This window comes from Rufibacter sp. DG15C (assembly GCF_001577755.1).
In the GTDB taxonomy this organism is placed as follows: domain Bacteria; phylum Bacteroidota; class Bacteroidia; order Cytophagales; family Hymenobacteraceae; genus Nibribacter.
In genome coordinates, this window is sequence record NZ_CP010776.1 from 1,666,690 (window position 1) to 1,692,250 (window position 25,561).

27 protein-coding genes and 1 tRNA gene are annotated in these 25,561 nt (G+C 49.6%); 17 read left to right on the forward strand and 11 right to left on the reverse strand.

The annotated features are described in order from the left end of the window. The first annotated feature begins 59 nt into the window (after nt 1-59). The 6 genes from TH61_RS07085 (at nt 60) to coaE (ending at nt 3,889) form a co-directional block, all read left to right on the forward strand. Nucleotides 60-365, forward strand: coding sequence for a YtxH domain-containing protein (locus tag TH61_RS07085; RefSeq protein WP_066507771.1), 306 nt, complete (start codon nt 60-62; stop codon nt 363-365). Nucleotides 366-375: 10 nt separating this feature from the next. Beyond that, on the forward strand, nt 376-1,371 hold the full coding sequence (locus TH61_RS07090; protein ID WP_066507777.1) for an isocitrate/isopropylmalate dehydrogenase family protein: 996 nt from the start codon (nt 376-378) through the stop codon (nt 1,369-1,371). Between the two features lie 12 nt (nt 1,372-1,383). Further along, nucleotides 1,384-1,932 (forward strand): DUF1573 domain-containing protein, encoded by a 549-nt coding sequence (locus TH61_RS07095; RefSeq protein WP_066507783.1) that lies wholly within the window; start codon nt 1,384-1,386, stop codon nt 1,930-1,932. Nucleotides 1,933-1,938: 6 nt separating this feature from the next. Then, nucleotides 1,939-2,268 (forward strand): preprotein translocase subunit YajC, encoded by a 330-nt coding sequence (yajC, locus tag TH61_RS07100; protein WP_066507785.1) that lies wholly within the window; start codon nt 1,939-1,941, stop codon nt 2,266-2,268. Between the two features lie 118 nt (nt 2,269-2,386). Continuing rightward, nucleotides 2,387-3,271, forward strand: a complete 885-nt coding sequence (locus TH61_RS07105) for a hypothetical protein (protein WP_157600632.1) — start codon at nt 2,387-2,389, stop codon at nt 3,269-3,271. A 3-nt stretch (nt 3,272-3,274) separates the two neighbouring features. Then, nucleotides 3,275-3,889, forward strand: coding sequence for a dephospho-CoA kinase (gene coaE / locus TH61_RS07110; RefSeq protein WP_066507788.1), 615 nt, complete (start codon nt 3,275-3,277; stop codon nt 3,887-3,889). Nucleotides 3,890-3,952: 63 nt separating this feature from the next. Here the strand turns inward: coaE and TH61_RS07115 are convergent, their stop codons facing one another. From TH61_RS07115 to TH61_RS07125, 3 genes are all read right to left on the reverse strand, one after another. Continuing rightward, nucleotides 3,953-5,119, reverse strand: a complete 1,167-nt coding sequence (locus TH61_RS07115) for a hypothetical protein (RefSeq protein ID WP_066507790.1) — start codon at nt 5,117-5,119, stop codon at nt 3,953-3,955. A gap of 78 nt (nt 5,120-5,197) precedes the next feature. Then, a complete protein-coding gene (locus TH61_RS07120; RefSeq protein ID WP_066507791.1) occupies nt 5,198-5,404 on the reverse strand; it encodes a hypothetical protein in 207 nt (68 codons plus the stop codon). A 202-nt stretch (nt 5,405-5,606) separates the two neighbouring features. Continuing rightward, nucleotides 5,607-5,681: transfer RNA gene (locus tag TH61_RS07125), tRNA-Val, on the reverse strand. A gap of 167 nt (nt 5,682-5,848) precedes the next feature. Here TH61_RS07125 and TH61_RS07130 point away from each other — a divergent pair. The 7 genes from TH61_RS07130 to TH61_RS07160 all read left to right on the forward strand — a co-directional run bounded on the left by TH61_RS07130 (nt 5,849) and on the right by TH61_RS07160 (nt 12,845). After that, nucleotides 5,849-6,352 (forward strand): hypothetical protein, encoded by a 504-nt coding sequence (locus tag TH61_RS07130; RefSeq protein WP_066507792.1) that lies wholly within the window; start codon nt 5,849-5,851, stop codon nt 6,350-6,352. A 147-nt stretch (nt 6,353-6,499) separates the two neighbouring features. After that, nucleotides 6,500-9,019 (forward strand): AsmA-like C-terminal region-containing protein, encoded by a 2,520-nt coding sequence (locus tag TH61_RS07135; protein WP_071887927.1) that lies wholly within the window; start codon nt 6,500-6,502, stop codon nt 9,017-9,019. Between the two features lie 189 nt (nt 9,020-9,208). Beyond that, a complete protein-coding gene (locus tag TH61_RS07140) occupies nt 9,209-10,201 on the forward strand; it encodes a hypothetical protein (RefSeq protein WP_066507796.1) in 993 nt (330 codons plus the stop codon). A 64-nt stretch (nt 10,202-10,265) separates the two neighbouring features. Continuing rightward, nucleotides 10,266-11,435 (forward strand): serine hydrolase, encoded by a 1,170-nt coding sequence (locus TH61_RS07145; protein WP_066507798.1) that lies wholly within the window; start codon nt 10,266-10,268, stop codon nt 11,433-11,435. Nucleotides 11,436-11,461: 26 nt separating this feature from the next. Then, the gene (locus tag TH61_RS07150) at nt 11,462-11,920 is read left to right on the forward strand and encodes a hypothetical protein (RefSeq protein WP_066507800.1); all 459 of its coding nucleotides are present in this window, start codon (nt 11,462-11,464) and stop codon (nt 11,918-11,920) included. Between the two features lie 204 nt (nt 11,921-12,124). Then, nucleotides 12,125-12,607: a DinB family protein gene (locus TH61_RS07155; RefSeq protein WP_082780323.1), complete on the forward strand. Its 483-nt coding sequence runs from the start codon at nt 12,125-12,127 to the stop codon at nt 12,605-12,607. A 16-nt stretch (nt 12,608-12,623) separates the two neighbouring features. After that, nucleotides 12,624-12,845 carry a hypothetical protein gene (locus tag TH61_RS07160; RefSeq protein ID WP_066507804.1) on the forward strand — a complete coding sequence of 74 codons (222 nt, stop codon included), beginning with the start codon at nt 12,624-12,626 and terminating at the stop codon, nt 12,843-12,845. On the opposite strand, the gene TH61_RS07165 is transcribed toward TH61_RS07160, so the two are convergent. Next, nucleotides 12,842-13,825 (reverse strand): YafY family protein, encoded by a 984-nt coding sequence (locus TH61_RS07165; RefSeq protein ID WP_066507806.1) that lies wholly within the window; start codon nt 13,823-13,825, stop codon nt 12,842-12,844. The two genes, TH61_RS07160 and TH61_RS07165, sit on opposite strands and share 4 nt — an antisense overlap. Before the next feature lie 187 nt (nt 13,826-14,012). On the opposite strand from TH61_RS07165, the gene TH61_RS07170 reads away from it, so the two are divergent. Next, entirely contained in the window at nt 14,013-14,840 is an 828-nt protein-coding gene (locus tag TH61_RS07170; protein WP_066507808.1) for a TerB family tellurite resistance protein, read from the forward strand. Nucleotides 14,841-15,338: 498 nt separating this feature from the next. On the opposite strand, the gene TH61_RS07175 is transcribed toward TH61_RS07170, so the two are convergent. Beyond that, complete coding sequence (locus tag TH61_RS07175) at nt 15,339-16,454, reverse strand: mechanosensitive ion channel family protein (protein ID WP_066507810.1); 1,116 nt, start codon at nt 16,452-16,454, stop codon at nt 15,339-15,341. A gap of 74 nt (nt 16,455-16,528) precedes the next feature. Here TH61_RS07175 and TH61_RS07180 point away from each other — a divergent pair, with 74 nt between their 5' ends. Then, nucleotides 16,529-16,888, forward strand: a complete 360-nt coding sequence (locus TH61_RS07180) for a hypothetical protein (RefSeq protein ID WP_066507814.1) — start codon at nt 16,529-16,531, stop codon at nt 16,886-16,888. 507 nt (nt 16,889-17,395) lie between these two features. Here the strand turns inward: TH61_RS07180 and TH61_RS07185 are convergent. Both TH61_RS07185 and TH61_RS07190 read right to left on the reverse strand, forming a co-directional pair. Further along, entirely contained in the window at nt 17,396-18,622 is a 1,227-nt protein-coding gene (locus TH61_RS07185) for a Glu/Leu/Phe/Val dehydrogenase dimerization domain-containing protein (RefSeq protein ID WP_066507816.1), read from the reverse strand. A gap of 152 nt (nt 18,623-18,774) precedes the next feature. Beyond that, entirely contained in the window at nt 18,775-19,848 is a 1,074-nt protein-coding gene (locus TH61_RS07190) for an anhydro-N-acetylmuramic acid kinase (RefSeq protein ID WP_066507818.1), read from the reverse strand. Nucleotides 19,849-19,954: 106 nt separating this feature from the next. On the opposite strand from TH61_RS07190, the gene TH61_RS07195 reads away from it, so the two are divergent. Continuing rightward, nucleotides 19,955-20,263, forward strand: a complete 309-nt coding sequence (locus TH61_RS07195; RefSeq protein ID WP_048921996.1) for a helix-turn-helix transcriptional regulator — start codon at nt 19,955-19,957, stop codon at nt 20,261-20,263. A gap of 85 nt (nt 20,264-20,348) precedes the next feature. Here TH61_RS07195 and TH61_RS07200 read toward each other — a convergent pair whose 3' ends face one another. Both TH61_RS07200 and hemA read right to left on the reverse strand, forming a co-directional pair. Further along, nucleotides 20,349-21,317, reverse strand: coding sequence for a phosphodiester glycosidase family protein (locus tag TH61_RS07200; RefSeq protein ID WP_082780324.1), 969 nt, complete (start codon nt 21,315-21,317; stop codon nt 20,349-20,351). 71 nt (nt 21,318-21,388) lie between these two features. Further along, on the reverse strand, nt 21,389-22,663 hold the full coding sequence (hemA, locus tag TH61_RS07205) for a glutamyl-tRNA reductase (RefSeq protein ID WP_066507821.1): 1,275 nt from the start codon (nt 22,661-22,663) through the stop codon (nt 21,389-21,391). Nucleotides 22,664-22,867: 204 nt separating this feature from the next. On the opposite strand from hemA, the gene TH61_RS07210 reads away from it, so the two are divergent. After that, nucleotides 22,868-24,055 carry a HAMP domain-containing sensor histidine kinase gene (locus TH61_RS07210; protein ID WP_066507825.1) on the forward strand — a complete coding sequence of 396 codons (1,188 nt, stop codon included), beginning with the start codon at nt 22,868-22,870 and terminating at the stop codon, nt 24,053-24,055. A 43-nt stretch (nt 24,056-24,098) separates the two neighbouring features. Here the strand turns inward: TH61_RS07210 and TH61_RS07215 are convergent, their stop codons facing one another. Both TH61_RS07215 and TH61_RS07220 read right to left on the reverse strand, forming a co-directional pair. Beyond that, nucleotides 24,099-24,848 carry a carboxypeptidase-like regulatory domain-containing protein gene (locus TH61_RS07215; RefSeq protein ID WP_066507826.1) on the reverse strand — a complete coding sequence of 250 codons (750 nt, stop codon included), beginning with the start codon at nt 24,846-24,848 and terminating at the stop codon, nt 24,099-24,101. Between the two features lie 59 nt (nt 24,849-24,907). Then, a complete protein-coding gene (locus TH61_RS07220) occupies nt 24,908-25,333 on the reverse strand; it encodes a carboxypeptidase-like regulatory domain-containing protein (RefSeq protein WP_197464113.1) in 426 nt (141 codons plus the stop codon). Between the last annotated feature and the right edge of the window lie 228 nt (nt 25,334-25,561).

Genomic DNA, 25,561 nt, shown 5'->3' on the forward strand with positions numbered 1-25,561 from the left:
AATAAGCCAAAAACGCGCAAGCGCCCTTTTATAGAAAACCTGTAACCAGAACCACTACTATGGGCAAAAAAACAACCTCCATCATTGCCTTTTCCACCGGAATCGCCACGGGTGCCATCCTGGGGATTTTATTTGCACCTGAGAAAGGCCGCGAAACCCGCGACAAGCTCAGCTTTCAACTAGAAAAATACCGTGCCCGCCTGCTGGAGCTTTCCAATGACCTGATTGCCGGGCGCGAGGAGCAAGGCTCTGCCGCCAAGACAGAAGGACAGCGCGTCATCAAAGACGCCCGCGACAAAGCAGAGCGCCTTTTGCAGGACGTGGACACGCTCATCAACGAAATAAACAGTAAGAAAGAAGTATAAGCCTTTGACCATGACAACCGTTACCCTTATTCCCGGCGACGGGATAGGTCCTGAGATCACAGAAGCCGTAAAGGCGATCTTTAAAGCCGCACAAGTTCCTATTACCTGGGAAGAAGAAAACGCCGGACAGACCACCTTTGACAGCATGGGTGAGTTGATTCCGCAGACGTTGATTGACTCCCTAGAGCGTACCAGAATCGCTTTGAAAGGCCCTATCACCACGCCGGTGGGCAAAGGCTTCAAAAGCATAAATGTGCAACTGCGCCAGAAGTTTGATTTGTACTCAAACGTGCGTCCTGCCAAAACCACAGCAGGTGTAAAAACCCGCTTTGAGAACGTGAATCTGGTCTTGTTCAGAGAAAACACGGAAGGGCTGTACGCCGGTCTGGAGATGTATGATGAGCGCCTGGGTATCTCTGACTCTGTTGCCCGCGTGACGGTAGTGGGTTGCCACAAGATTGTGCGCGCCGCCTTTGCTTACGCAGACAAGAACAAATTAAAGGTGACCGTGGCCCACAAAGCCAACATCTTAAAGTCTGCCGGTAGGTTGATGCTGGAGGCCGCTGCTGATGTGTCTAAAGAATTCCCGAACGTGGTGTGGGATGACAAGATCATTGACAACATGTGCATGCAGCTGGTGACCAAGCCAGAGCAGTTCCAAGTGGTGGTGACCACTAACTTGTTCGGGGATATCCTGTCTGACCTGTGTGCCGGTTTGGTAGGCGGTCTGGGCGTGGTATCTGGTGCCAACGTAGGCGATGACATGGCCATTTTTGAGGCGGTGCACGGCTCTGCCCCAGACATTGCGGGTCAAGGCTTGGCCAACCCAACGGCTCTGTTGCGCTCAGGCATCATGATGCTTCAGCACATGGGCTTGCAGAAAGAGGCAGACAGCATTGAGGACGCCTTAGAGAAGACTTTATTAGACAAAAACTGCTGCACCCGTGATTTGGGTGGTACGGCCTCTACCTCAGAGTTCGCGCAGCACATTATTTCAAACTTGTAATCACTTAGTAATATGAAAAAGCAATTTGTAATCGCAATGCTTCTGAGCGCCGGTTTCTGGACCGCCGGTTGTGAGAAAAAGCAGGAAACTGAAACATCTACCACCACTACTACAGAGCAGACTGCCCCTGTAAGCACGGTTGCCACCAATGACCCGGCCACCAACCCTAACGTAGCCAGCGCCGAGCAGGTGAACCCTAACGCGCCTAAGCCTGTGATGACGTTCAAAGAAACGGAGTTTGACTTTGGTACCATCAAGCAGGATAAAAAAGTAGAGCACACCTTCACGTTCACCAACACAGGTAAATCGCCGTTAGTGATTGAGAACGCCACCGCTTCTTGCGGTTGTACCGTGCCTGAGTGGCCTAAGGAGCCGGTTGCCCCAGGAGCTACTGGTAACATCAAAGTAGTATTTGACCCAGCCGGAAAAGCAGGTCAGCAGTCTAAGCAGATCACCATTACCGCCAACACAGATCCGCAGGTAAATCAATTGTTAATCAAGACCAACATTGTGGGTACTGTGCCGCAGGCTGGTGCTGCAGGCCCGGTGCGTACAAACTAATCTCTGATGTTGACGATACTTTTACAAGCCAGCCCGCTAGGGGCTGGTGGACTTTCTAACATCCTGTTCTTCGGGGTGATTATTCTGGTGTTTTATTTCTTCATGATCAGGCCCCAGCAGAAAAAGGCCAAAGACCAGAAGAAGTTCAGAGACGAACTGAAGAAGGGGATGAACGTGGTCACCATTGGTGGCCTGCACGGCCGGTTGCTCAGCATTGATGAGGACACCGTCTGGATTGAGGTAGACAAAGGCATTAAGCTGAAGTTTGACAAATCGGCGGTAGCCGTGGAGGCAACCAGCCGCGTGAACAAGCCTACCGCAGAAACTGCCGCTTAATTCTTTTCATAAAACATCTATTTTGCCATTAAACAAGACAAAGCAAGCCCTCCTCTGGTTAGTAAGGCCGTTTTCTCCCAAACAGAAACGGTACTGGAGAGTGGTTTTGCTTTGTTTTTTGGCAGCCACCACCTTTTGGGTGCTCAACTCTTTGAACAAGAGTTACATTGCCCGCATCTCATACCCCATCCAGTTTGTCTATGACCAGCGCCAGCTGGTACCGGTAAAGCCCCTCCCCGAAGAGGTGATGATCAGCGTGACCGGCAAAGGATGGAAGCTGCTGCGCAAAAGCCTCATGTTTAAGGTGAAACCCGCCGAACTCTCCATTAGAGGCTTGCCCTATGTGAAGCAGATGCCTGGCTACGCGCTTCGGCCGGCCATTGCCAATGCCCTGGACGGCTTGGAGTTGAACTACGTGGCCACAGACACCCTCTACTTTGACTTTGACCGCATTGGTACCCGCAAGGTTCCGCTGGGAGTAGATACAACTAAGCTGAAGATGAGCCCCGGCTTTACGTATGGTGGCAACCTGGCCATTACGCCAGATTCCATCACGTTCACAGGCCCTCTGCAGATCATCAATCTGTTCCCCAGTCCTTATCCATTGGCAGTGCCAGACTCACCTTACAGTGCCCCCTTTAAGGGGAACATGCTCTTGATGCATGACTTTACCGATCTGGTGAAGGCAAACGTACGCAAAGCCAAAGTGCAGTTTCAAGTGATACCACTGGAAAAACAGGAATTGGTAGTACAACCCGTGCTCAAGAATTTCCCGCCCAAGTACCGTTTGCGCTATGTGAACGGACCTGTGAAAGTGAAGTACGGCTACCACCCCAGAAACAGAGGCAAGTTGCAGTTGGACCAGTTCCAGGTGACCTTGGACTATGCCCGTTACAATGCCACAGACTCTACCATTGTGCCCGCGTTGACCCAAAAGCCCGAAGGAGCGCGCCAGGTGACCATTGCGCCGGGCAAGGTGAAGATCTCTTTAACAGCGCTATAGCAGATGCTCAAGATTGGCATAACCGGCGGTATTGGGTCAGGCAAAAGCATTGTCTGCCGTTGCTTTCAATTGCTGGGTGTGCCGGTATATGACTCAGACGCCCGGGCCAAATGGGTGATGAATTGTGACCCAGAGCTGCGCGAGGGACTGATTGCCACCTTCGGGGATGAGACGTTTGATGCCCAAGGCCAACTCAACAGGCCGTATCTGGCGCAAAAGGCCTTCCATGACAAAGAGGAGCTCACCAAACTCAACGTCCTGGTGCATCCTCAGGTACGCAAAGACTTCTTCCGCTGGCTGGAAAATCACTCAGACGCACCTTACATTCTAAAAGAAGCCGCCCTGATGTTTGAGTCCAATGCTTACACGCAGGTGGACCATGTGCTCACGGTCTCAGCGCCCGTAGTCCTGCGCCAGCGCAGAACCTTGGCCAGAGACACGCAGCGCACTGCGCAGGAAGTTGAAGCCATCATGCACAAGCAGCTCTCAGAGGAAGAGCGTCTGCAGCGGTCTCAGTTCGTGATTTACAACGATGACCAACAACTGGTACTGCCCCAAGTAATACAACTCCATCAAACCTTTCTGGCCTTGGCCTCAGAAGCCAAGCCCGTCCAGTAGTTCCTGACCCAAACAAATTCCGTTTTTGGCCTAATTCCCAGAAAACAAGCCAAAAACGAAGCCTTATTTGATGATGGGGTAGCGTTTGAATGGCTTGGTTGTGTCAAAAATCTTGCGGTAGGTGATGTGGGTTTTGTAGATGACCGCCTCTAGTCCTCGCACCACCATCATCATCTTCGGGTTAAAGTCGCCTATCCAGTTCATTTCTACTTCACCTACGCCTTGGGCCAACACAGCCTTCTGGGATTTTACGGACATGTAGCTGTCAATGCCCTTGCCCTGAAACTCAGGCACGACGCCGAAGATCAGTCCCAGCGCTTTTTTATGCGGGGTATTGTTGTAGCGCCAGCGGTAATAGAGGAATTTAAGCTTGCCCAGCCAGTCCAGCTTGCCGTTAAGGTGCTTGAACATCTGGTTGAGCTCGGGTAGCATGATAAAGAAAGAAACGGGCTGGTCATGGTGGTAGGCAAAGTAGATGAGTTTCTCATCCATGACTGGTTTCATGCTGTTGATGAGCTTCCTGGCTTTGTCTAGGGTCATCTCATTAAGGCCGGAGTGTCCCGCCCATGCTTTGTTATAGACTTCCAAAAACTCCCTGGTGAGCTTCTCCATGTTCTTTTTGGAGACGTGCTGAAAGGAAATGGCAGGATCGCTTTCTATGATGGCAGCCCGTTGAATTACCTTGTCACTGAGTTTGTGTTCTGGGTCGCGGCGGTAGGTGTACTGCTTAAAGTAGACTTGAAAGCCGTAGTTCTCAAACAGCTCTTGGTAATACGGCGGGTGGTAGAACATGCCGTAGTTGGGCTCTGTGAAACCATCTACCAGCAATCCCCAGAAGCGGTCGCGCTCGCCAAAGTTGATGGGGCCGTCCATGGCTTCCATGCCTTGGGCCATCAACCAATCCTTACAGGCATCAAACAACATATTGGCGGCCGCCTGGTCCTGGATGCACTCAAAGAAGCCCATGCCGCCGGTCACGTACTCAGACGCCGTCTTGGTCTTGCCGTTCACAAAAGCTGCTACCCGGCCAATGGTCTGGCCACGGTCGTCTAGCAGAATCCACCTAATGGCAGCGCCGTCTTTAAAGTTAGGGTTGCGCTTGGGGTCAAACGTCTTCTCAATGTCATTGTCCAGGGGCCTGATCCAATTAGGGTGGTCCTTGTACAAGGCAGTAGGCGAGTCCAGGAAGGAGCGTATATGGGCGGCAGACGTAACTTCTTGTAGGTGCATAGCGCATGGGAATCTTGTGCGGCCCCAAATTACGCAATTGCCACAGAAGTGTCCTCTTTTCTGACCCAGGAACGTTGTTTACGCCACGCGCGAGATAATGGATTGGTGCGGATGTACTAGCATCTCAATGTGCATAGCCTCATTGAAATTATAGGCCTTGCGGTCATACGGGCTAATGAACGCTTCTTTCATGACTAGCCAAGAGATGTCAAAGCCCAGAAAATACATGGGCACTGAGCCAATCTGCCAGCCTTGGTCTATTAAAATTTGGGTGTTCTCTTCCATGGTGTTTGTCTGTGAAAGGTGATAAAGGAAGTGCCAACGCCGTTTTGCTTGTCCAAAAAGACACTGGTAAAAAGATAACAAGAAAGTAAACAGAAAGTTAGAGCCCTGTGGAGGAATGGAGGCTAGAGAGGGAGACGTTAAGATATAGCAAAAACTATATAAAACAAAAAAGCCTTACCGGGTAGGTAAGGCTTTTGAAGTGTGGGGCGTGCTGGATTCGAACCAGCGACCCTCTGCTTGTAAGGCAGATGCTCTGAACCAGCTGAGCTAACACCCCTTCTTTGGGTTTCGGTGACCAATTGTCCCCGTTTGATGATGCAAATATGGGGGGTGAAATCGAATCTTCCAAATAGGACTCATAAAAAAGTGTGAAATATTTTTCTGGAAGCGTCTCTGAAAGGTTTTATATATTTAAACTCAATACGTTAACCCTTTAAAAATTTTATGGACGAAAACCTTTACGCTGAACCCGCTCAACCTGCATCCAACTCAACTGGTATTACCCTTAGCCCCCAGGTCATGAATTTTCTGTACGCCACGGCCAAATGGGGTAAATTCCTGGCCATTGTGGGGTTTGTGATGATTGGCTTTCTGATCCTGCTGGGAATCTTCGGTGGCTCGTTTATGGGCGCGGTCATGAATTCCTCCATGGAGGCCAACGGCGGCGCGGCTAATCCGCTGGCAGGAGCCATGGGCGCTTTCTTTGCGGTATTTTACCTGTTGTTTGCGGTGTTATATTTCTTTCCGGTGCTATACCTCTACAAGTTCTCCACCAGAATGCAAACTGGCCTTCGGGCAAAAGACGAAGGGTTGGTAGAGTCTTCCTTTGAAAACCTGAAGTCCCTGTTCAAGTTCATGGGGGTTTTGACGGCGGTGATTCTTGGTTTCTACGGCCTGATCATTGTCTTTGGATTAGGAGTGGCCGGCGTGGCTACTATGTTCAACTAGTTTCTAAATAAAAGGTAGAATCCGGGCAGTGAGGAATGCCGTCGTTGCCTGGATTCTACCTTCCTAATCTGCTATTGTCTTGCCTTGGCCTGCGGCGCTTGGTGCCTAGGGTTTGCGTCCGTATCTTTAACGTCTGCTTGATTGAACGTGGTAGGAAGAAGAAAAAAGATAGCGCGGTATTTCCTTTGGTCTCTGGGAGGGCTGGTTCTAGTATTAGGACTGGCGGCCGGCACTATCTATCTCTACCAGGACAAGATCATTCAGCTGTTTGTAGCGGAGGCCAACAAGCACATCAAAACCAAAGTGGCTGTTGAGAAGATAGAAGTATCGCTTTGGGAGAAATTCCCGCAGGTGGCCATCACGCTCCAAAACGTAGAAATCACCGAAGCCCTCAAAGGCAGCACCGCTCCACTGGCCAAGCTTAAAAACATACACAGCACCTTCAGTCTCTGGGACTTTCTCTGGGGCGAATACCGCATCAGAGAAATCTACTTAGAAGAAGGCGAGGTGCGCGTAAAAGTCCTGCCCAACGGCGAGGTCAACTACCGCTTCTACCAATCTGCAGACACCAGCCAAACCGACAAGCTCTCCTTTGACCTACAGGGCATCACACTGCGTAAAGTACGCGTGCTCTATGAAGATGCGCCCGCCAAGCAACACTATGACGTCCAGGCGCATTTGATGAATGCCGCGCTCACGATGCAGGAACCCGTGGTGACCATTCAACTCAAAGGCAATGCCCGGGTGAATACCATCCTGATTGCGGGGGATGAGTACCTACAACAAAAGGAAATCACGCTGGGTAGCCAAATAGCCCTAGATACAGAGCGCAATCACGTAACCCTAGCCTCTTCTGAACTACGGGTGGGCAAAGGACAGTACCAGTTTGCCGGCACCATAGACTACGCCCATGAGACGCAGCTAGACTTGAACCTAGAAGGGAAGAACACAGACATACAATCCTTAGTAGCCTTGTTGCCGCGTCACGTTACCAAAGCGTTTGCCCAATACCAAAGCGAGGGTGACGTCTATTTTAAAGGCACCGTGAAAGGCGAGACGTCCGCGCAGAAGAATCCGTTTATTCAGGTGAGCTTCGGGTGCCGCGGGGCATCCTTCTTTCATCCAGAGTACAAAGAGAAGCTGGAGCAGGTGAGCTTTGCCGGAAGCTTTACCAACGGTACCCAGCGCAACAGCCAGTCGTCTACAGTAGCCTTGCGCAACATCAAAGGCCAATTGCGCGGCAAGCCACTCTCGGGGGAGTTTGTATACAAGAACTTTAAGGACCCAGACGTACAGGCCCAGCTGAAGGCAGACTTGGACGTGGCGCACGTTTTTGGCCTGTTTCCGGTAAAAGACGTCAAAAATGGAAGTGGCCGTGCTTTGGTCAATTTTGCTTTTGCCGGGAACCTGCGCGCGTTCAAAGCCAATCCCAGCGGACCCAGCATCAAGACCTCCGGCGAGGTGCAGTTGCAAAACGTGAGTCTGCAGTTCAGGCAACACCCATTGCCGTTCAAAGGCATGCAGGGAACGTTCCAAGTGCGTAAGAATGACGTGGCCATCTCTGGCCTCAAAGGTAAGATTGGCGACACAGACTTTCTGGTGAACGGCTTCCTTAAAAACATGCTGGGCTACTTGTTCTTGGACAAGCAACGCCTGCGCGTAGAGGCAGACTTCTCTACCCGTTACCTTAACCTAGACCAGTTGCTGGCTGCCTCTACCACCGCTCCGCCGGTCAAGCGGCCCTCAGGCAAGGTTGATGCGTATGGGTATGCCTTGAACATGCCCGCCAATCTAGAGTTGGACATCAACGCGGCGGTGAGCAGTTTAAAATTCAGACGGTTTAGAGCCAAGCAACTGCAGGGCAACGTTCTTTTAAAGAACCAGGTCATCTCTTCGCCCAATATTGCCATGCAGGTGGTGGGTGGCCGCTTTCAAGTAAAGGGAAGCGTAGATGCGCGTCAGCCGCTCATCAAAATCAACTCTACGGCGCACATCCAGGACATTAAGGTAGACAGCCTGTTCTATGCGTTTGAGAACTTCGGGCAGGCCTTTATCACCCAGCGGCATTTGCACGGCACCTTGACAGCCCAGATCAACTCTGAGCTGTTTTTTGACCATAACCTTAACGCGCGGCCAGGCCTCATGCAAGCTGAGATTGCCACCACCCTGCGCAACGGGCAGTTGCTTAACTGGGCGCCCATGCAAAAGATGAGCATTTTCATTAACCGGAACGAGCTGGCCAACTTGCGCTTCTCAGAAATCAAGAACAATTTCTACATTCAGAACCGCACCATCTACATTCCAGAGATGGAAATCAAGTCCAGCACCAGCCGGTTCAACAATATCACGCTGTCTGGCATGCACACCTTTGACCAGCAGATGGACTACAAGCTCAAGATTCCACTGTCAGGTGCCACCAAAGCCAAACGCGACAAAGACGAACGCTTTGGCATCATCGCCACCACCACAACGGCCAGCCCCAACCTGTTCCTCACCATCAAAGGTAAAGAGGGCAACTTTAAAGTAGCCTATGACCAGGAGCGCGTCAAAACCAAAATAGCGGCAGACCTCAAAACCGAAAAGCAGGAACTGAAAGAACTCTTCCAGGGAAAAAAGAAAGAAGAGAAGAAGACTGTCAAACCCGCCACCGAGTACTTTGATTTTTAAGTCGTTTTTGGGCTGGTTTCTGGGAAATAGGCTGAAAACAGAAAGGCTCAAACGAATATTGTAGCTAGTGCTTTAATAGGAATGATTAACTCCTGCATTTATTATTGAATCAGAATCTTTGGGTGATGCATAAACATCAGACTATATAATGTTTACAGTTAGAGGCTAGCGCCAGTAATTACCTTGCATATGCAGTCCATAATACGAATCATAATAATAGTTTGCCTCCTTGCAGGATGTAAGGATGGGAAAGATTACCCAGAAGCTATCGAAGTCTCCAAACTGGGAGGTACTGATTTAGTCCCCACCTTGGAACAAAGGATTGATAGGGATAAAAACCAAATATATTGCTCCACTTTTCTGTATGCCTGGAATGAAATTAAGAAGAACTCAAAGAGTGTTGTTATAGGACCAGGATTCAGGCAGTTACGGCTTATTAATCAATCGCCCTTATTCAAGAACTCCTTAGCCCCAGAGTACATAGGGAACCAGCTCACCTTTCAAGGGAATTCGGTAATAGCAAAATCCGAGTTCGCCAAGTCTCTCCCGTTCGAACTTGCTTTCGACAAAGGCAATAGTAAATTGATCTTCGGTTCTACCCCGGTTGAGTCTTTCGGTTTCAATGGTGCCAACCAGAAGGCTGGCTCACAAGCTGAGATCTTGTTTTACCGTAACAAGGATGAATTCGCCATTAGGCTGAATACCAGGGCTGAGGACCATGAGATTCTTTTGTTCACCTCACCAAAGTTAACGGGGGAGGCGCTTGGGGATCTTATCAAGGTTCTGAATAAGGAAATAAAAAAGAGTACTAAATCTAAGAAACTAGATAAAGCGAACTGGAGGTATCATTTTGCGGAGTATGATACCTTAAGCGTCCCGATTATCGCCTTCAACTTAGAAAAGAACTACCACTCTATTGTTGGCAACATGGTTGCGATAGACGGACAGGAATTTGATGTCCTGAAAGCCTACCAACGAATCGCCCTTTTCCTTGACCATACTGGTGCCAAGGTAGAAAGCGAGGCAGAAATCGGCCTAGTAACTGAGACCGTTGAGAATCTGCCCAAGCCCAAAAGGCTCGTTTTTGACAAACCTTTTCTAATGGTGTTTAAAAGGAAATCGTCTAAAAACCCATATTTAGTTGCTTGGATACAGAATGCCGAACTGATGATAAAAAAGTAAAATATATGGCAACTACACCAAGAAGTCATTCAAGCGCTTTTTAGCTTAACTGGTAATAAATACTATGAAAAAATCTCTCCACCGTTTCCTGCCTTTCCTGCTAGCAGGAGTAATTGCCTGCCAATCCAATTCCAGCACAACTTCCCAATCTGCCGGCTCAACCGCCAAAGTTTATTACCCCGGCTCCGGTGACAATTGGGAAACCAGAAAGCCCGAGGAGGTGGGCATGGACGCGGAATTGTTGGCGCAGGCAGTGGCGTATGCGCAGACGCAGGAGACTAAGCGGCCGAAGGATTTCTCTGATCAGGAACAGGTCTTCGGGAAGTTGCTGGGGCCTATTCCCAATGACCGGGCGGCTACCAACGGCATCATCTTAAAGAACGGCTACATTGTGGCGGAGTGGGGAGACACCCAACGCGCTGACCCTACCTACAGCATCGCCAAAAGCTTCTTGTCTACCATTCTGGGCATCACCGTGGACAAAGGCATAATTAAGGACGTGCAGGACCCGGTGGCCAATTACATCAAAGACGGTGGCTATGACTCTGAGCACAACAGAAAAGTAACCTGGCACCACCATGCCCAGCAGACCAGCGAGTGGGAGGGAGAGCTTTTTGGGAAGAGCCACACCTTTGTGGGCAAAGAGGAATTTGGAAGCGGCGAACGCAAGCCGCGCGCCTTGCAAGAGCCCGGCACTTTTTATGAGTACAATGACGTGCGCATCAACCGGCTGTCTTTGTCCTTGCTACGCCTCTGGAAGAAACCCCTGCCCGAGGTCCTGAAAGAGCAGATCATGAACCCCATCGGTGCGTCCAATACGTGGCAGTACCTTCCCTATAAAAACTCTTATGTGGACGTAGACGGCAAACAACTGCCCAGCGTGAGCGGTGGTACCCGCTGGGGCGGCGGTCTCTGGATTAATACAAGAGATGAGGCCCGCTTCGGGTACCTGTTTCTGCGCAAGGGCAAATGGAAAAACAAGCAGCTGGTCTCTGAAAAGTGGATACAGCAAGCGCTTACGCCTGGCCCGCACGGTCCCGACTACGGATACCTCTGGTGGCTCAACACCCAGAAAAAACAATGGCCAGCCGCGCCCGCTACCAGCTACGCCGCCCTGGGTGCCGGTTCCAATACCATTTGGGTAGACCCCGAGCATGACATTGTGGTAGTATGGCGCTGGCACCAGACCAACGGCAATGAGTTCTTTAAGCGTATTCTGGCGGCGGTGAAGTAATTATAAAAGCATTTACCATTGCCTTGATGCCTAATAAATATCTAACTAAGTTATTTGCCATATGCTTAATGGTCACTGCCGGTGTTACATCTTGTACTATTGGCGCAGGTACTTTGGGCTCCTTTGAGGACAGGAAGTTTCAGGTTAGCATTGAGGAGATGTTAGTGGCAATGAATTCGTTGGAAAGCCATAAGATTCCTGAGAAATGGAAACCAACAGCCGCCAGTATTGAAGGAACTTATGGTTTCTTTGAAAACACCAATTTCTATTTGAAGGGAAGCCCAGAAGAAATGTATTTCGTTTCTTATCAAGGAAACTCCAGAGTGACGGTCATGTCCATCCGATCAGTCTTCAAGAACGGTAAATGGTTCATTGAAAACGATTTGGCTGAAGACGAGAGAGAAAGGATTGAAAATCGTTTTGACAGGGAAATAATTGCAAAGCTTGAGAAATTAACCAATTCAAAAGCAACCCGAGACGAGTAATCCTAGCTGGCGTTTTTAGCTTGTTTCCTGGGAAATAGGTCAAAAACGGAGTCTGTATTTTCCAATCCAAAAATCTACAAGCAACTTACTCCGCCCAATTCATTCTCTTTAAATTTTCCTGTAGGCTACTGACAGACTGTTGTCACTGGGGGAGGGTACTTTTGGTCCATCGTTAAACCATTAACCCCAAGACCTATGGAAACTATGACCACCACAACCATCACATCCATTATTTCCTCTAAAGACCTGCTGGCCCACTGGCAAGGACACCGCGGCCTCACCAGAAGAGTCATAGAGGCGTTCCCAGAGAAAGACCTGTTTGAATTTTCTATTGGCGGTATGCGAACGTTCTACAAAATGGTGCAGGAACTACTGATGCTGGCCGCACCCGGAGTAAAGCAAATAGCAGACGGTACCGTGCCACAACTCAGTGAAGAATTATACCAAGCTAACAGCAAAGAAGAACTACTGGCCCTTTGGGATGCCCAAACCACGGCCATGGACCAAGACTGGGGCCTTATCCCAGACCAAAAGTTTAAAGAGACAATTCTGGCGTTTGGCGCCTATGAGGGAACCGTGATTTCTACCGTGCTTTACTACATAGACAATGAGATTCACCACCGCGGGCAGGGCTATGTGTACCTGCGGGCACTGGGCGTAACGCCTCCAAACTTCTATGAGAGATAAGCCTACAATAACAGTTATGAGAACCGTGCTGGTATTCAAGACGTCGGTGCTTACAGACAAAGGCGTAAAGCAGGTGGCGCCTCTGCTAAATCAACTGCTCACGCCCACAGAACGCTGGAACTTTGACTTGGAGGATTGTGACCATATCCTGAGAGTAGAAGCCCTGGCTGTAACGCCCTCCGTTATTATTGACAGGATGCAACAGGCGGGTTTTCTATGCGCCGAACTGGAGGACTAAATCAGAACGGGTTCAGGTGTAACTTGTAAAGAAGCCTGCACCTTGGCAATGATGTCGCTTACTTGTTCTTTCAGGCTTTCAGGCTCCAGAATCTGGGCGCAGTCCCCGAACATGAGGAACCACCTGGCAAAGCCTTCGCAGTGGGGCTCTGTCAGGAAGGTCATCACCACGTAGTCGCCGTCTGGTTTTTCAGAGGTGAACCCGTAATACGTGCGGCTGGTCTGGATGTACTTTGCAAATTGCTTCTCTACCCGTAAGACCACTTTCATTTTCTCAGAAAGGGCTTTCGGCTTTCTATAATCAGATAACGGACCGTGCTCTTTGCTAAAGGGGCGGTCCGTTAATTTTATCTGCAGCATGCGGTCTGTCCTGAACTGCCGGTAATCTGCACGCAGGTGACAGTAGCCCATGATGTACCAAAAATTGTTTTCATGGAACAAGCCCACGGGCTCTATGAGGCGCTCAGTAGGTTCCTCAGAACTGAAGGCCTGGTACTGCATAGCCACCTGCTTTTTCTCGGCCATACTATCCAATAGCACATCCAGAGCATGGGGGGTGTGCTGATTGAAAAGCTGGGTAGAGGCGTCTACCCAAATCTGAGCTTCAAGTGTTGCCACCCGGTCTTTGGCACTGCCCCGCAGCACAGATTTAACTTTGTACATGGCAGACTCAAAATGCGCGCCTAATGCTTTGTCGCTGAACTTCTGCATCAGCTTCTCTGCCGCTACAAAACTGCCGGCTTCTTCATGGGTGAACATGACGGGCGGCAAGCGGTAACCTTCCAGTAAGGAGTAACCCACGCCTGCCTCGCCGGTGACGGGCACGCCTGAGGCTTCCAGGGACCGGATGTCGCGGTACACGGTGCGCAGGCTTACCTGAAAGCGGTCGGCCAGTTCCTGGGCTTTGACTGTGCGGCCTGACTGCAAATGCTGCAACATGGCCACGATGCGGTCAAAACGGTTGAGGGCTTCATTGTCCATAATCTAGAGGCGTTGGCTTGTTAAACTTACCAAAAATCAGAGTAGCATGTAGCCGGAAGAGCGGGTCCTTAGCAATTATTATAACGTTGCCGTTTTTGGGGTGTTTTCCAGAAATGAGGCCAAAAACGCCAACTCGTTTTTAAGTGCTTCGTTCATAAGGCTCTATACTATTGCAAACTGAACGACTATGACCGAAGAGACCACATTACTTAAAAACTATTCAGATCAAGAGAAAGGTGCCTATCTAGGCGCGCTGGCCACCATTGCCTCGGCAGACGGAACCGTCACCGAAGACGAGCTGACTTTCTTGCGTTTGCTAGGCGAGGCCGCCGAGCTGCCGGCCAGCTTGGAGCAGGAGGTAGAGTCCATTGCCAAGAACCCTTCCCAGATAAGCCTGCAAAAGTGCCTGGACGTGCTAAAGGCCAGCGACCTGCGCTTCTCTTTTGTGACAGATCTCATCAGCTTCGCGAAGTCTGACGGCGAATACTCACCTGAGGAACAGCAACGCATTGGCGAAATTGGCCAGTACCTGGGCATTGACCAGAAGCAGTTCAGTATCCTGGACCAGTTTGTAGACAAAGCCAACCAGGCTCAGCAACAGGGCGAAGACCCAACCTCGCAATCCTTCCTGAACAAAAGCGGCTTTGGCGATATGTTCAAGAAGTCTGGCATCTCTCCGGGTATGGTGACGGGCATGCTGGGCATCTTGGCGCCTATGGTCATCTCTGGCATGATGCGCCGGAAAGGCGGTAGGAGCATGGGCATGGGTGGCGGTATGATGGGTGGCATGGGCGGTGGCCTAGGCGGACTCTTAGGAGGTCTGCTGGGCGGCGGCATGATGAGCAGAGGCGGTATGTACGGTGGAGGTCGTACAGGAGGTCTAGGTTCAATGGCTTCTATCCTGGGCGGTCTAGCTGGACGTAGCCGCTACGGCGGCATGGGTTCTGGTGGGTTAGGTGGCCTGTTGGGCGGTATTTTAGGCGGTGGCCGCAGAGGCGGCGGAACTGGTTGGTAATACTGCGTGAGTAAATGAATCCCCGTTTTTGGCTTGTTTTCTGTAAAACAGCCCGAAAACGGGGATTTTGATTTATGGGCTACTGCACTTTACCTTCTGTCTAAAGGAAGAACTGAACTGGCTATTATGATACTCGCTGAATAAACCCCTAGGATATTGGAAGTTATACCTAAGATGTAAAAAGTCACTATTACTCCCACTATTGATATTAGGCAGATGTATACTCTAAGTAATAATGATGGGATGGCTTTACTTTTTAGAAAGCTATATGCCAAATGACATAAGAATAGGGTGGGTAATGATAAGCTTAATCCTAATATTATGAAGAGATGAATGATTGGTAAAATCTTTAAATCATTGTCAAATATTTCGATTCCAACTAGTAATAAAGGAGCTATAAACGCTACACTAAAAAGCCAAAGCTTAATAATGTAAGGGTATAACATAGACTCTTCTTTTCTCAACTCTGTGGCCATATTGAAATCAAATTCATTTTTGTTAGTCCGTTTCCTGCTTCATGTACACCGTCTGCGTTGGGAACGCAAACTCGGCGCCGTGTTGCTCTACAATCTCTACAATCTTGTAGTTGATTTCCTCTTTGATGTTCACGTACTCATCCCAGTCAATGGTGTCAATAAAATAGAGCACCATCACGTCTTTGGAGTGAGGTCCCAGGTTCATGAAACGCACGCGGCCGTCCTGGTTGGTGCGGGGGTAGTGGTCTATGAAATACTGGATGTCCTGGACAATGCTTTTAATCTGCTGGGAGGTGGTGCTGTAGGTGAGCGTGATGTCAAACTTAACCCGCCGGAACGTGCGAAGGGTGAGGTTGTCCAGCGGCTTGTCAATCATGTGCTTGTTGGGGAGGGTCACGTAGCTTTTCTCCATGGTGCGTATGCGCGTGCTCCTGAACCCGATCTTCTCAATGGTGCCCGTCACTTCACCTACCTGCACCAGGTCGCCTACCACAAACGGGTGGTCCAAAAAGATGGTGAAGGAGGCCAGCAGGTTCTCCAGGCTTTCTTTGGCCGCGAAGGCAATGGCCAAACCACCCACTCCCAGACCAGCCACCAAGCCCGCTACGTTCACCTTGAAGACTGTGCCCAGCATTACAAAAAAGCCAATGATGACCACAATCACCTTAATGAAATCCACGAAGAACGGGACTAGCTGGTCATCCAGTTTGGATTGGGTCTTGGCAGCACGCTTAGAGAAGATCAGGCCCGCAAAATCAACCAGGCGCATGACTACCCAGGTGAGCGAGAAGATCAGGAAGATGCTGTAAATGCGTTGCAAGACACGCTTGAGGCCCAGTTCATCCTTGGCAGGCAAGCCTAGTTCTGGCGGGTAGTTGAGGCGGTCAAAGGCGATGTACAGGAAGACCAGAAACGTCAGCACTTCCAGCGGTACTACCAGCAGACGTCTGAACTCTTCTTTGGTCACCTCAGAAGAAAAGCGCTTGACCATCACCCTGAACAGGATGGAAGTGAGTAATTTAGAGAGGATTTCCTTGAACAGGAAACCGCAGAGCATAATCCCGATGAACAGGAAATACTGCTCCACGCTGTTCCCTAAAAAGACTTGGTCAAGTATGTTCTGAAGTTGTTCCTTCATGGATGTAAATTTCAAGGCGCTTGCAACCAACGGGCCGCTAGCGGGGTCAATAAAGTAAAAATGGACATTAATCTATGAAACGGAAAATTTTATCACTGCTTTTGATTGGCTTCGGGCTGTTTCTGAACATAGCCTGCCAAGGTCCTGACGGCAAATTAGAGTGGCCAGAAGAAGCCCAAACCAAATGGCTGTCTTACCAGGAAACCCAGTGCGCCGATCCTTGGGGATACGGCAACAGCAACCAAGACAAGGTGCAGTACATAAAAGAGTATCTGCAGAAGCAGGGAATAACTGTCCTGGATATTTCCCTTAACAAGGTGAATGATGGTGCCATGTGTATGGCCTGTACCTGTGCCAGCGGAAGAGTTTTAAAGGTGCAGGTGAAGAAAGAAGACGAAGCCAAGTTATTGGCCATGGGATTCAAGGCGATTTAGTTCTGCCGAGTCCTCAATAGTAAAAAAAAGCCTCTGCTCCTTGTGAGAAGCAGAGGCTTTTTTGTGTTGATTTTATTTTATTTCTTTTCTGGTTTACTATTCTCGCTTTATCTCCTTCTTTCTATCCCTGCTATTCAACCTATCACCCTAACCGTTTCTCCTATTGTCATCCTGAAAGGATCTTGTGGGCCAGCTAAATAGGCTATGACTAAACGCTTTCCTATTTCCTGCTTCAAGCTTGTAGCTTGGAGCTAACCATGCTGGCAAGTTTTCAACTTGCTTTTATAACCAGTTCCTTTCCGCAAGTTTTTAAACTTGTCTCATGTTTACCCACAAGCTATAAGCTTGCGAGAGGATAGTTGTCGTTTTTGGCCTCTTTCCCAGAAAACAGGCCAAAAACGACAGTAGGCTCTTTGCACTTAGCACTCGCTACTACAGCTTGCCGACAAGATCCTTTCAGGATGACAATAGGGGGAGTATAAGTGTAGTTGATTCGTTGGGTTTTACTTACAACAACTGGCTCAAGGCAATCTCGAAAGAGGTTTTGGCTATCTCGGTTTTCTCTGGGTGGCGGGCGTGGGTTTTCTCCAGGGCCTGGCCAATGGTGCGGGAGATGTCGGTGAAGATGGCTTCATCCGTAATCTCCACGTCCTGCTCCATCAAGTAGGCAAATACGCGGGCCATGCCGCAGTTGGCAATAAAGTCGGGGATGACAGACACGTGCTGGTCGGCAAACTCACCCGTCGGCCCGAAGAAGATTTCAGGGTCCTGGAACGGTACGTTGGCACCGCTGGAAATCACCTCTAGGCCGTGCTGCAACATGCGCTCCACCTGCTCTTTGGTCACCAGTCTGGAGGCGGCCGCCGGGATGAAAATCTCAGACTCTAAATCCCAGATGCGGGCGTTGGTATCGTCAAAAGACAAAAGGTTTTCTGCGTACAGCGTGTTGCCGCGGCGGTTGAGGAACAGGTCTTTGATTTCGTCAAAGGAGAAGCCTTCTGGGTTAATCAAACCACCCGCGCGGTCTATGATGCCCACAATCTTCACGCCTTCAGACGCCAAATAATAGGCGGCGGCGGCGCCTACGTTGCCCCAGCCCTGGATGATGGCGCGTTTGCCTTGCAGCTCACCGCCCCAGATTTGGTAGTAATGACGAACGGCCTCGGCCACGCCATACCCCGTAATCATGTCTGCGATGTTGTATTTGCGGCTCAGGGAAGGAGAATAGTTGGGGTCCTCAATCACCTTGCTCACGCCCTGGCGCAGTTGGCCCAACTTGTTGATTTTCTGCGGTTCGGTGGCTTTGAAGTGGCCGTTCACAATGCCTTCCTGCGGGTGCCACAGGCCGTATTCCTCGGTCATGGGGATTACCTCATGGATTTCGTCCACGTTGAGGTCGCCGCCGGTTCCGTAGTAGTTCTTCAATAAAGGGAACACCGCTTTGTACCAGCGCTCCAATACGCCTTTCTTTCTAGGGTCTGCCGGGTCAAAGTTGATGCCTGATTTGGCGCCGCCAATGGCCGGGCCCGAAACGGTGAACTTCACTTCCATGGTTTTGGCCAGAGACTCCACTTCGCGCTTGTCCAGGCCTTTGCGCATGCGGGTTCCACCACCGGCCGCGCCGCCTCTCAGGGAGTTGATGACCACCCAGCCTTCGGCCTCGGTTTCAGCGTCTTTCCACTCAAAAACAATCTCAGGACGTTTCGTCTCAAATTTGGCCAGTAAGTCTTTCATAGAAATGAAGTGTTGGTTTTTGATGATGGCGCAAAGGTAGGATTTAACGAGCGTTCCTCCTTAGCAGAATAATAAAAACCAGAATAATTCTATTGTCCTTGAAAGACCTAGCCGTTTTTAGCCTGTTTTTTGGAAATAAGGTCAAAAACGAATTACATCCAGTAGATGGCGCCGCCGCAGTTGTCCTGGCTGGCACCTGTCACGCTCTTCAGGCAGTTGGTTTCCTGCCGCCAGCGCAATACGCCCAAAAACGCGAAAATGAGCGCTTCCTTGAAATTAACCAGCTCCGGTTCCGGCACCACCACTTCAAACGCAGGCCCCAGGTAATGTTGAATCTGCTCCACCAGAAAGCCGTTGAAGGCCCCGCCGCCGGTCAACAACAATCTGCCATGGGCTTGGGAAGCGTGCTGTTTCACTGCCTGGGCCACCTGGTAGCCGATGTGGTGACAGGCGGTGTTCAGTTTGTCTTGAGTAGACGCTTTGGAATGGCTCAGGACTTTTAGGCTGTTCTCGTCGGCCCACTCCTTGCCGATGGATTTTGGATAGGCCGCGGAGAAATAAGCAGCCTCATTGAGCTTCTCAAACAAGTCTGGCTGGAACTGTCCTTGTCTGGCCAGTTCCCCATTCCGGTCATAGGCAAAGCCCAGTTCCTCGGCCAGTGGGTTCAGGAGCATGTTGCAGCACGAGATGTCAAAGGCCACGCGGCGGTCTGGCCCTTCCTGGGAGATGTTGGAGATGCCACCCAAATTCAGGCAGAAATCATAATCTGAGAAGAGAAGCTTGTCCCCGATGGGCACCAGCGGAGCGCCTTGTCCGCCCAAGGCAATGTCCAGAGTCCTGAAGTCACAGACCACGGGCCGGCCGGCGGCGGCGGCCAGGTAGGCGCCGCTTCCTACCTGGAACGTGATGTCCAGCTGGGGCTGGTGAAAAATGGTGTGGCCGTGCGAAGAGACAAAATCCACCGAAAGATTATTGGCCTCCACGAAGTTTTTTGCCAACTCGCCCAAATAACGTCCGTAGGCCCTGTCAGTGGCTATTATTTCAGCGGCGCTGGCTTCTGTGAGCGTTGAAAGACGCTTCAACCAAACATCTGTATATGGAAGTGTTTCAGTATTAAGGATTTTATATATCCAATTCTTTTCATTATACGTAAATCTGCAATAAGCTAAGTCAACTCCGTCAAGGGAGGTGCCTGACATTATTCCTATAACATGGTAAGTCGCCATGCGTTAAAGTAACGTAATGTTCAGGTGCCGTCAAAAACTGGAGGGGATTTGGCGGGTTTAAAGGCGTGTAGTAGCGCTAATTGTAGTACTGGTAAGTGTGTCCCTTATGAAAAGTTTATTATCCAGAGTTGAATCTAAGAAGATAGATAAGGCGGCGTCCATGCTGAAGGTGTTGGCGCATCCTAAAAGGTTGGCCATTGTGGATCTTCTGGGTAAGGAAGACAAAATGACCGTGACGGAGATCTATAACTATTTGGATTTGCCTCAGGCCATTGCCTCACAGCATTTGATTACCTTGAAAGACAAGGGAGTTCTTTCTTCCTTTAAGGTGGGCACCAAAATCTATTATTCCCTTTCCATCCCTAAGCTGATTGATGTGATTGACTGCCTGGAGGAATGTTGCGGTGATCTGTAATCTTTCTCCGGCGTAAGTAAATCTGTCAAGTAAGTACCCCCTGGAACCGTTTCCAGTCTGCAGTAAGTGTAGGCTAGAAACGGTTTTATTTTTTGCCGCCAGATTCTTTGTACTTGAGTACCAGCACTGCTGGCACAGGGCGCTGGCCTTCCTTGTCTGATGGCTTTATGGTGTCCCTGCCTTTTATAAAGAGGGCACTAGAGCCGCCGCCATCTAAGTTCACTGCTTCCTGACTACCCAAATCTATCATGAGTTGGGCCAGTTGGTCTAGGGTGGCGCCTTCGGCTACGCCCTTGTTGCGGCCTTCTACCACCAGAATAATCAATTGGTTGTTTGGTGTATAGCCCATAGCCGTGCGCGGATTTAGCCCTCTAAAGCTGGCCCCGCCGCGCATTTCTTCTTCTGCCGTTATGTGCATCTGCCCATTCTGTACTAAAACCGGTCCTCCGGCCACGGCTGTGCGGGGCTTCCAGCGCCTCATGCCGGGTACATTGCGTTTTGAAGGTGCCGGAGCAGGCAGGTCTCCTATTTTTGTAGGGTAAGGTGCAGACAGTTCTACAGGTTTCTTTTTCTTACCTAGGGTATAGGCCCATGCCACATCAGCTCTCCCTTTCTTAAAGAAGCCAATGGCGCCCGTGGTAGGATGGTAGGTGAGGGTGTCATTACCCTTGGGGTTTTTGCGTTTGACAGATGCTTGCGCCGCCAGCACTTTCCCGTTATTGATAACCAGATTCAAGTTACTGTTGTCTGCGAAGGAAAAGAAGGTAGTGTTTACCACGGCTAGAACCTGGCCAGCTTCCTGATTATAATACTGTTTGGGTGTATAGCGCTTGCCATTGCCTACTCTGGTTTCAATTTCCAGCTTCGGGTCTTTTAAATCTGCTAGCAAATAATAGGCCTTGAAAGGTTTGCCGTCTAATGAATCTGTGGTTGAAAATACCTTGACCGAGGCTGGCAACCCTTGTTGGTGCTCTATTGACGGTACCCAGGTAACCTGTGCCCAGCTTGGTATAGAGATTAGAAGAGCGAAAAGAATAGGGAGCAACTTTTTCATGAGGCCAATATAAACGAAAGCGGGACTCTCTGTAAAGAAAGTCCCGCTCTATTAATAAGGTTTGCGTTGGCTTAGTGATTGGCCTCTGCAGATTGTTTTTCTAAGTCAAACAGGTCAGTCAAGACGTCAATCAGGGTCTCAGCCTCACCGCGTTTGCAGGCGGCTTTCAATTGAAGTACTGGCAACTTGATGATTTTCTGCATCATGGACTTGGTGATGTCGTCAATGTGCTTGGCTTCCTCAGCAGAAACCTTCTTCATGTAACGGGCCATCTCCTCCTGACGGATGGTCTCCAAGGCGTTCTTCAGTTTCTGGATAGTAGGGGAGACGTTCATCTCTTTGCTCCAGTCCTCAAAAGAAGCAATGGACTCTGTGATAATCTGCTTCACGTGCGGTACAGACTCTAGGCGGCGTTGCAGGGCATCAGAGGCTTTGTTCTGGATGGTGTCAATGTTGTAAAGCAACACACCCGGTACACTTTCTACTTCTGGCTCTACACTTCGTGGTACGCTCAGGTCAATGAAGAACTTGTAGGTCAAGACGTCCAGACGGCTCACCATTTCTTTGGTGAAGAATGGCTCATCGCGGGCCACCGAAGAGATAATGACATCGGCCTCTTTCATGGCTTCTACCAGATTCTCAAACGGAACTACTTCCAGTCCGCACTCATCTGCCAGGATTTGGGCCTTGGCCTGGGTACGGTTAGAGATTTTTACGTTCTGGAATTCTGAGTCTTTCAAGTGACGGCACACATCGGCGCCAATCTCGCCTAGGCCAACTACTAAGATTTTAGGGTTGGCTACTTCGGCGGTCAGGCTTTCTACCAGTTCCAGGGCAGCGTAAGAAGTAGAGGCGGCTCCGTCACGGAACGATGTCTCTTGCACTACGCGCTTGTTGGTAAAGAAGATGGTGTGCAACAAGCGGTGCAGGAACGGGCCGGCGGCCTCATTGTCTGCGCTCCACTGGTAGGCTTGCTTTACCTGGTTGGAGATTTGCATGTCACCTACCACTTGTGCCTCTAGGCCCATGGCCACGTTGAACAGATGCAGAACGGCGTCTGCGTGCTCATTGACAATGGTGAAGTAGTCCAGGTACTGTGAAATGTTCTGGATTCCCTTGCTGATGCCCAACAGCTTCACAATCTCGTGGCTGTAGTCAGAGTCAGCGGTATAGTAAACCTCCGTGCGGTTGCACGTGGAAAGTACAAGGATGTCAGTAGCTTGGATGTATGTTTTGAGCGTTTGCAGGAACTGTCGGCACGACCCCTCATCCAACGCGATAAGCTCCCTTATGTCTAAAGGCGCTTTTTTATAGGAAAGACTGACGGCTCTAAAGTTTTGGAACATACGGCACTTTAAAATAGCACGCAAAATTACAATCGCAATAGTTAAGATGAAACCTTATTCTTTTAATATTTCCTTTATTTATAGTCATTCAAAATTAGCGCGGGTAGACGCTTCTTCTGCTATCTTCGTTAAGAGTATGCTTAAATTGCTCTGGGCATAACCCTCTCACAGGACGGGCGTATCTCCTGAAGCGTTGCTTTGTACATGATTCCAACCTCCATTTATTCTAAAAAAGCCCGGATTAAGCTCCTCATCATGACCGTCGCCCTGGTCATTGGCGCTTCTACCGTGATTTATACCAACCTTCTGGTGGCTAAGTTGTCTGAGCGCGAACAACAGCTCATTGACTTGTACGCCAAAGGGTTACGGTACATGAACAACGCCGACATCAACAGCGGAAACCTGGTTTTTATTCAGGAGGAAATCATTGACGCCAACCGCTCGGTGCCCGTGATTCTCACAGATGAGAACGAGGAACCCATCGCTTATAAGAACCTCACCCTGCCCGGAAAGATTTCAAAAAAGCGCGAAAATAACCTCCTGCGCCGTGAAATTGCCAAGATGAAGCTTCAGCACAAGCCCATTGTGGTGGAGGAGCCGGGCGTGTTCAAAAACTACATTTTCTACAAGGACTCTGAACTGCTCACCCAGTTGCGCTACTACCCTTATGTGCAACTCACGGTCATCGCGTGTTTGTCCTTGATTGCCTACTATGCCTTCAGTTACTCGCGCAAGGCCGAGCAGAACCGCGTGTGGGTGGGCCTGGCCAAAGAGACGGCTCACCAGTTGGGCACCCCGCTTTCCTCGCTCATGGCGTGGTATGAGTACATGAAAGGGAGCCCGCGTTTTGACAACGAGCCCATTGTAGAGGAGCTAGGCAAGGATGTGCGACGGCTGGAGATTATCACCGAGCGTTTCTCCAACATTGGGTCGGTGCCTATTTTAAAAGACGAGCCTTTGAAAAAGGTGGTGGAGAACGCCATTGGCTACCTGCGCAACCGCGTGTCCCAGAAGGTGGCCTTTTATATAGAGTCTGAGTTCCCCGAGGAGACGACCGCCAAGGTCAACATCCCGCTGTTTGAGTGGGTGATTGAAAACATCTGCAAGAACGCCGTAGATGCTATGGACGGCAAAGGCAGTATCACGCTCCGCATCACCAAGAGCAACACCAAGAATGCCATCGCGCTAGATATCCAGGACACGGGCAAGGGCATCCCGAAGACCAAGCAGGAGGAAGTCTTCGTGCCGGGCTTTACCACCAAAAAGCGTGGATGGGGCTTGGGCTTGGCCCTAGCCAGACGTATTATTGAGAACTACCACCAGGGGAGGCTCTTCGTGAAGAACTCAGAAGTGGGGAAGGGTACCACCTTTAGAATGGTCTTGAATAGGTAAGCCGTTTTTTAGCTTGTTTTGGTGAAAAGAGGCCAAAAACGGATTAGTGGAAGAGGTTGCGGACTCTGTAATACAATTTGCGAGGGGTACGCCAAAAGGAGCCACCGACTATGATTACTTCTCCTGATAATACGTTTTCGTCAACTCCTATCGAAATGATTGCCATTTCTTGTTTCATCAGGTCTGCTAAACTTCTCTCTTGAGTTTTATACCCAATAAAGCTAAATACGACCACTCCTTGATTGAGTCTGTCGCTATTAGGAATATTCATTACGAATTTACCCTTTGCATCAGAAGGTACAGCAATTGTACTGCCTTTAAGTTGAATATATACCCCCGGTATTTCTTCTTTTGTTTGGGCATCCAAAACTTGGCCTTTTATAGTAATGATACTGTCTTGAGTTGGAAGTGTATTCTTATCCTGAGGCTGTACCCCAAGAGTTGTGAATAGACTTTCGTGAGTAGTAGGAGTATTATTTTTAGTTTGAGCCTCCGCCGTTTTAGTGCTCAACCAGGCAGAAAGTCCCAAAGCCACTGCCCGCCACGTCCAGCTTTGGGCAGAAGCTTTAGTTGCGACAAGTTCTCTGGCTAATTGCTTTTCTGTGAACCGACCGCAAGTGTTTCCTTCCTGCTTCGTCAGCCAGCGCACCACTTCAGCATCTGTCATGGAGGTAAAGTCCACCACTGTCTTCTGGCAATTGTGGCAGAACCGTCCTTCGTCTTGGCGCGTCATAGCGTTCCAATCCTCGTGGCAAGGTTCAGGAACTGTGACGGTGAGACGGCTTTTAAACATACAGGCTGTTTTTGGGCTGTTTTCTGGAAATTAGGCGAAAAACTGAATTATTGAAAGAGCTACTCCTTTTTCTTTGGGCTTGAAAGTACCTTTTTGAATCCAGGTTTTTCTGCACAGATGGCAGTAACCACTATTTCTACTCTTGAAATCAAATCAGGGGATAAGCCAATGACTGGGTTTTGATTGGTCAGAAGGTCTTCCAGGGAAATTTCTTGTTTTAAATAGCCAATGTAAGTAACTACCAGAATTTGTGGAATAGGTATTTGATTTTCTGGAACTACAAGGTTGAATTTGCCTTCTGCATTGGTCGATACACCAATAGAGGTTCCTTTCCAATAGAGTGACACACCTGGCATCGGTTCTTTGGATGCTGAATCAAGTACTGTTCCTTTCAGCACTTTAATGCTATCTGTAGATGCAGTTTCTGTTGCCAAGAAAGCCAAGAATGTATAGGGCGGCTGAGAGTCCTTAGCTTCCACTGTCATAGCGCTTAGCCATATAGATAATCCCAACGCTAATATTAATACCCGACATATCAGTCTCTTCTGAATAGCAGAAGCCGCCGTCACTAACTCATTCTCAATCTGGTCTTTTCTGAACCTGCCGAAAATGCGTCCCTGTCCCTGCGGGGTCATAGTGTGCCAGGCCTTGTGGCAGGGCTGGGGGATAGAAACGGTGAGGCGTTGGCTAGGCATGAGACATATAGCTATGTC